Origin of the sequence: Terrisporobacter muris, from assembly GCF_024621905.1 — a bacterium.
Lineage (GTDB): Bacteria > Bacillota > Clostridia > Peptostreptococcales > Peptostreptococcaceae > Terrisporobacter > Terrisporobacter muris.
This window is the reverse complement of the sequence record NZ_JANKBY010000185.1, coordinates 1-6,942: the sequence shown is the minus strand read 5'-3', so window position 1 is coordinate 6,942 and position 6,942 is coordinate 1. Positions and strand designations below refer to the sequence as shown.

The following is a 6,942-nucleotide window of genomic DNA, read 5'->3' as shown; positions in this document are numbered from 1 at the left end:
TTTTTATTTTAGGGTATATTAGACCAAATATATAACATCTATTTAGAGGAGGGTGGAGATGAAAAAAATTGATAAAGATAAAAAAATAATATTGATAGTTGTACTTCTCCCTCTATTATTTTTTGTTCAGTATTATCTCTTTAAGTCTGGAGTAGCATCTCCCATGATTAAAGGTGTAAATATTAAGATAATAGAAGGCGAGTATATACAAGATATAGATAAATATGTAGTAAAACTTGGTGATAGAGTAGTATTATCACCAGGAGATTATATTAAAATTCCTCAATATGCTAAAGATCCAAAAATAAAATTTACTATTTTAGATAATACAAAAACAATAGAGCTTAAAGATAATAGTAATAAAGAAGAAAATACGGTTATATTGAATGCTCTTAAAACTGGATATACTTCAGTTGCAATAATGAAAAATTCAAGAGTATTACAAAAGGTTACTATTAGAGTTGTTGATCCATCAATAGAAGATTTAAATATATCAGTAGAAGGTAAGTTGAAGTATGTGGGTGACGAAGCAGAGATTAATAGCTCTGTTGAAGTAGATTATAAAGAGTTTAATGACACCTATGATGTGACTTATGAAAGCTCCAATGAAAATGTATTAAAAGTGATAAATAATAAGATAAAAGCTGTTGGAGTAGGTAAAGCGACTATATATGCAAAATCAAAGGATAAAGTAGAAGCTATACGATACACTATTGTAGCTAAGGTTAAAAGAATTGATATAGATAGTAGCTTTGATATTGTAGTGGGAGAAGGAATTAAACTAAAACCAAAAATAATTACTGAGCCACAAAATCTAACTCCGCCTCAAACTTCTTATAAATTTTCACAGTCTAAGTTACCTGTAGAAAGGGCAGTAACATTTGAAGAAGATGGAACTATCGTTGGAATAAGACAAGGTAGTGAGCAAATAACCATAAGTTGTGGAGAAGGAGAAAATAAAAGAATTGAAGTGGTAACCATAAATGTAAAAGAAGGAACACTAGAAAATAGTATGATAAGAAATCTATTCTCTAAGCATATTATTGAAGATAATAAACTTAAAATTGCCTTAAGTTGGGATATTTTAAATGGAGCCACAAATTATGATATATACATTAAGGATAATATAAATGGTGAGGCTGGATTTGAATTATATAAATCTATAACACAGGAAGAGTTTTTAAAAAATTCAAATGTAATAATAAGTATAGATTTAAATGAAGATATTAATGAAATAGCATATGAAATTTATGTGGTTGGAAGAAATGAAGAAGGAACATCAAAGCCAAGCAATATTGAAAGTATAAAAGATAATATTATAAAAGATAATGATGACGAAGAAAATGATAACGATAATGAAAATATAGATGACAATGAAGATAAGGAAGAGGAAGTAGTGCCTGATGAAACTTAATTTACTCATAATATATAGATACTTTAATATATATTAGTAAAAAGAATAATTAGGAGAGAGTTATATTGGAAAGAAGAGCTAAAAGAATTAATGAAATATCAAAAAATTTGGCCCAAGAAGCTTACAAGGCTTATGCTGGTAAAAAAGATTATAAAAGAGCTCTAGAAATATACTGTTTACTAGCGGAATCCAAATGTGTTCCAAAAGAAATCTCGAATTTCTCTAAAAATATGATGGGAAGACTTAGTAAAAAAATTGAAGACACCCATCACTAATTAAAAGTCCCATTTTATATGGGGCTTTTTCAATTGTAAGGATTTTATATTTTATCTGGCATATGTATAAAATAAAAAAATAACATATTTAAATGAAAATATTTCGCCGACACGTCGCTCAAGCGAAGCGAATTTTTTATGCATTAAAGTTTTCAATCATCATAAATAGGAATATGAGCAAATATAATTAATATAGAATTATATTTGCTTATAATGGAGGTGATTAATATAGATTATGAAGTAGTTGTTAAATATAACGGAGATATATTAAAACTAGAGACAGAATTAGGTGTAAGTGTGGAAATTTTAAGTCCTATATATGCCATAATTACAGCTGATAATCCAGATAAATTTGAAAACCTATTAAATTATAGTGAAATAGAATATGTGGAAAAACCATTTATATTAGAAACACAAGATGCCCAAAGTTTTTCTAGCACAGGTATAACTAGTTTTAAAAATAGAACAGGACTGACAGGAAAAGGTACTATTTTAGGTCTTATTGATTCTGGAATAGATTATACACTTCCTATTTTTAAAAATGGTAGTGGAAAATCAAAGATATTATATTTGTGGGATCAGTCTATAAAAGGTACACCACCAGAAGGCTTTAAAGAAGGAACCTTATACACAAATGAAGATATAAATCAGGCTATAAATGGTGAAAAAAGCATTCCTATATCTATAACAGCAACTCATGGCACTCATGTGGCAGGAATTGCAGCTAGTATTGCAAATGATGCAGATATCATATTCGTTAGAGTAGGAAATAGGCAAACAGACTATTATTCTAGAAGTACAGAATTTATGAGAGCAATCAAATTTATATTAGATAAATCTCTAGAATTAAATAAACCAGTAGCAATAAACATTAGTTACGGAAGTAATGAAGGATCTCATAGAGGATTATCTTTATTTGAACAATATATTGATGACCAATGTTTATTCTGGAAAAATAATATAGTTGTTGCAGCAGGAAATAATGCCAATAAAGGAGGACATAAAAGAATTCAACTTACTGAAAATTCGGATGAGGAGGTTGAAATTGTTATTGGCGAAAATGAAATGATTATTAATATAAATATTTGGCCAGACTTTTTAGATGAATTTTCAGTAACGGCAATAAATCCATCAAATCAATCATCTCAAGCTTTGTCATTAGATAATCCTAATATTAGCAACACAGTAGGTAATACAAGAGTAACGGGCGTTTTTTATCCTATAGAACCATACTCTCTTGCAAGAAGAGTAACGATAAGATTATCTTCAACATCACTTGAACAAGGTGTAAATTCAGGTATATGGAGATTGAGGTTTAAGCCAATAAAAATAGTAAATGGTCAAATAGATTTATATTTGCCAACATCTGAAGGAATAAGTAAAGATACAAAATTTCTTTCACCAAATAATATTTTAACAGTAACAGTACCAGGAACTGCAAGTAGAGTTATAACCGTAGGAAGTTTTGATTCGAGAACAGATACTGTATCTATTTTTTCAGGGAGAGGGGATGTAAGCCTAGGAATAGATAAACCAGATATATTGGCGCCAGGAGAAAATATTTTATCTTATTTGCCAGGAGGAACTACAGGTTCTCTTACAGGAACAAGTATGGCAACACCTCATGTGACAGGTGTATGTACTTTGCTAATGGAATGGGGCGTGGTTCAAAGGAATGATTTGTATTTATATTCTCAACGATCCAAAGCACTTTTGATAGATAATGCAAGAAGGATAGAGGGTCAAACTTATCCATCAAATGATTTGGGATATGGATTTTTAGATATGAGGAATATTGAATTAAGATCATATTCTAGCAATGAAATCGGTAATTTATTTCGATCTAATAATATAAATGATACTAATTTTAGACAGGAAGAAGCCTTATCCAGTGTTTTTGTAATTATGAGACCTGGATTTATTGAGGGATTGAGGAGAATAGGATTAGAAGATAGTTTTACGAGGATCTCAGAAAATGTAGGTATTTTAAAAGTTGCACCTGGATATGAAGAAGAGTTAATAAGATTATTTGGATCTAATGTTACTGTAAGATCTATAAATATAGTTAGCATGGAACCACTAGGAGCACCAGCTTCTGGAGAAATTGGTGGAATAAATGCAAACGAAGAAATTGGTGTGAATTTTATAAAAAATAATCCAAATCTAGATGTAACAGGAAGAGGCGTTCTTATTTGTGTAGCAGATTCAGGGATAGATTATTTACATGAGGATTTTATATATGAAGATGGAACTAGCAAAATAGCTTATATATGGGATCAAAGCAAAGAAGGTAATCCACCTGATGGTTTTTATATAGGGACAGAATACACAAAAGAAGATATTAATAGAGCAATAGCAGAGAGAGATAACAGTTTAACGCAGGATGAAACAGGGACTGGAACATTGATTAGTGGAATATGTGCAGGTTTAGGTAGGGTGAAAAAAGAATATGAAGGGGTGGCACCTCAGTCAGAGTTGGTAATAGTAAAATTAAAAACGGAAAATGGCTTTACTAATAATGCATATTTTTATGCAGCAAGACAATATGCAATTGCAAAATCACAAGAGCTTCGAAAACCTATAATAGTAAATGACTCTGTAGGTAATATTTTGATAACGGGATATATAAGAGGTATTGTTGATTTAGAATTATCTCTAATAAATGGATATTGTGAAGTATCAGCAATTGGTAATGAGGCTAATACTCAAGTTCATACAAGAGGAACAATTAATAATGTAGGCGAAACTAAGGATGTTGAATTTGAGATAACTGATACAGAACAAACTTTGAATATTTATATGTGGGTAGAGAGGCCTGATCGGATGGATATAAAAATCATATCTCCAAGTGGTGAAGAAAGTAAATCAATTGTGTCAGGATATTACGAAACAATAAGTGGAGATTTTAATTTTGAAAATACAAAATATATATTAAACTATGTTTATCCAACTACGTTTTCAGGCCAACAATTAGTTCAAATTGCTCTTTTAAATATAACTAGAGGGACATGGAAACTAAGATTAACTGGTTTATATATAACTATCGGAAATTATAATATATATATGGATAATAGGGTTTTTTTAAATGAAGGTACTAATTTTGATAATCCTGACCCTTTTTATACAGTTAATTTTCCTGCAACTCAAGACTATGTTATATCAGTAGGAGCTTATGATTTACAAAATAATAATATGTGGCCACCATCATCGAGAGGTCCTAATATACAAAATCAATTAAATCCTGATATCATAGCTCCTGGAGTAAATATTATTGGACCTTACCTTAATAATACCTATGGAAGGTTAACTGGAACAGCAGCAGCAGCGGCCTATGTAAGTGGTGCTTGTGCTTTATTTTATCAATATACAATAGTAGATGATAGATATCCATATGAAGGATTTACACCTAATATGAAAGCTTTTTTACAGTTGGGAGCAACAAGAAGTGGAGGAACATTATATCCAAATAATATAGCAGGATATGGAATACTGAATGTTAGAGGAGTATTTGAACAATTTAGATAGGGGGGGAATATAAAATTAGAATAAAATCATACATCATAATATACCACTTATCGCAGCAAGAATTAGAAAAAGGTCTAAGAGATAATGGTATAGATAATTTTATAGTTTTAAATAGGCAATCTGCAGTTATTTATCTTCCAGAAAATTATGATACTGAAAAACTTAAGAATATAGATGTAATAGATTGGTTGGAAGAATCAGTGCCTATGAGCTCACTTATTAATATTACAAATAATTTAAATGATGGAATCAATGTTGTTACGGCTTCTGGAATAGGTGCATTCAATAACCCTTATGTCAAAGTAAGTGGTGAGGGAATATTAGTAGCTATAATAGATTCAGGGATAGATTACTTAAATGAAGATTTTATAAATGAAGACGGTACTAGTAAAATAGTTTCAATGTGGAATCAAGATTGTAATATATCAGAACCACCAGAAGGGTTTATTTTTGGCTCAGAGATATCTAGGGATGAAATAAATGATGCAATAAAAGACAATAATAAAGATTTATGTGTAGATGAACTTGGAACAGGAACTATAGCTGCAGGGATTATTTGCTCTGGAGGTAGAGTGAATAATAATTATAGAGGAATTGCACCAAATGTTGAGTTAGTAGTAGTTAAGCTTAGACAATACGAAGACACATATACAAAAGGAAAAATAAATTATGAAAGTACAGATTTTTTTGCTGCTATAGCTTATGTAATATCTGTATCTAAAGAATTAAATATGCCCCTAATAATAAATTTATCTGTAGGTGCAACATCAACATCATTTTACAACATATCAATTATTAATACTTTTACAGAATTATATCAATCAGGAATAGTAATTGTTAGTGGCGCAGGAAATGAGGGGAATACAGACATTCATTTTTCGGGTCAAATTAATAAAGGAATAACTTTTGATAAAGGGGACTACCAAGATATAGTTTTACAAGAGGGAGACGACACGAATCTGGATATTACTATAAATTTTCTTGGTGCAGATAAAGTCCGTGTAGCTGTAATATCGCCATCAGGCGAAATTAGTAAAATAGGTGAATATAGCCCTGAAAATATAGTAGTTAATGGTAGTTTTAATTTAGAAAATACAGGATATACTATAGAATATACTCTGCCGTGGTTGTTCTCAGGAACTACTGTCATAAATATTAAGCTAAGAGATATTAAGCCTGGTATTTGGACCATTAGAATTATTCCAGAGTATATTATAAATGGAAATTATAGCTTATATATTCCAAATAGAAATATTATATCTCCAACAACAAGGTTTTTAGATGCAGATTCATCTTTTACTATTACTAGATTTGGCCTTGTAAGAGAAGTAATAACAATTGGTACCTACAATGAAAAAACAAATTCCATGTGGCTGGGATCATCTAAAGGTCCTCATGGAGAAAATGAAATAAAGCCTGACATTGTAGCTCCTGGAGTAGACATTATTTCTACTTTTTTAAATAATACTTATAATACAGGTACAGGAAGTGGAGTAAGTTCATCTATAGTTTGTGGGATTTTAGCATTAATAATGGAATATATTTTAAATCAAACTGACTTACCAAGATACTCACTTTATAATGAACCACTAAAAACATATTTTGAATTTATTGAAAATGAAGATTGTAAGGTTCCAACATTAAGAGAAGTTTTTGATTTAATAAAAAGCAAGGATGTTATTTTAAACATTGAAGCAAAAACTGATTTAATACATTATGATTTAGAAC

The 6,942-nt window shown here is 30.1% G+C and carries 4 protein-coding genes; all 4 read left to right on the top strand.

Going from position 1 to position 6,942, the window contains the following annotated elements:
* Window positions 1-58 precede the first annotated feature (58 nt).
* Window positions 59-1,414, top strand: a complete 1,356-nt coding sequence (locus tag NSA58_RS13120; RefSeq protein WP_052232832.1) for an Ig-like domain-containing protein — start codon at window positions 59-61, stop codon at window positions 1,412-1,414.
* 65 nt (window positions 1,415-1,479) lie between these two features.
* Window positions 1,480-1,689 (top strand): hypothetical protein, encoded by a 210-nt coding sequence (locus NSA58_RS13115; RefSeq protein ID WP_039678289.1) that lies wholly within the window; start codon window positions 1,480-1,482, stop codon window positions 1,687-1,689.
* A 213-nt stretch (window positions 1,690-1,902) separates the two neighbouring features.
* Window positions 1,903-5,214: a bifunctional germination protease/germinant receptor pseudoprotease CspBA gene (cspBA, locus tag NSA58_RS13110; protein WP_079764778.1), complete on the top strand. Its 3,312-nt coding sequence runs from the start codon at window positions 1,903-1,905 to the stop codon at window positions 5,212-5,214.
* Window positions 5,211-6,942 (top strand): bile acid germinant receptor pseudoprotease CspC (cspC, locus tag NSA58_RS13105; protein ID WP_330652574.1); only part of this gene is annotated, 1,732 nt, incomplete at its 3' end. The genes cspBA and cspC, both read left to right, overlap by 4 nt.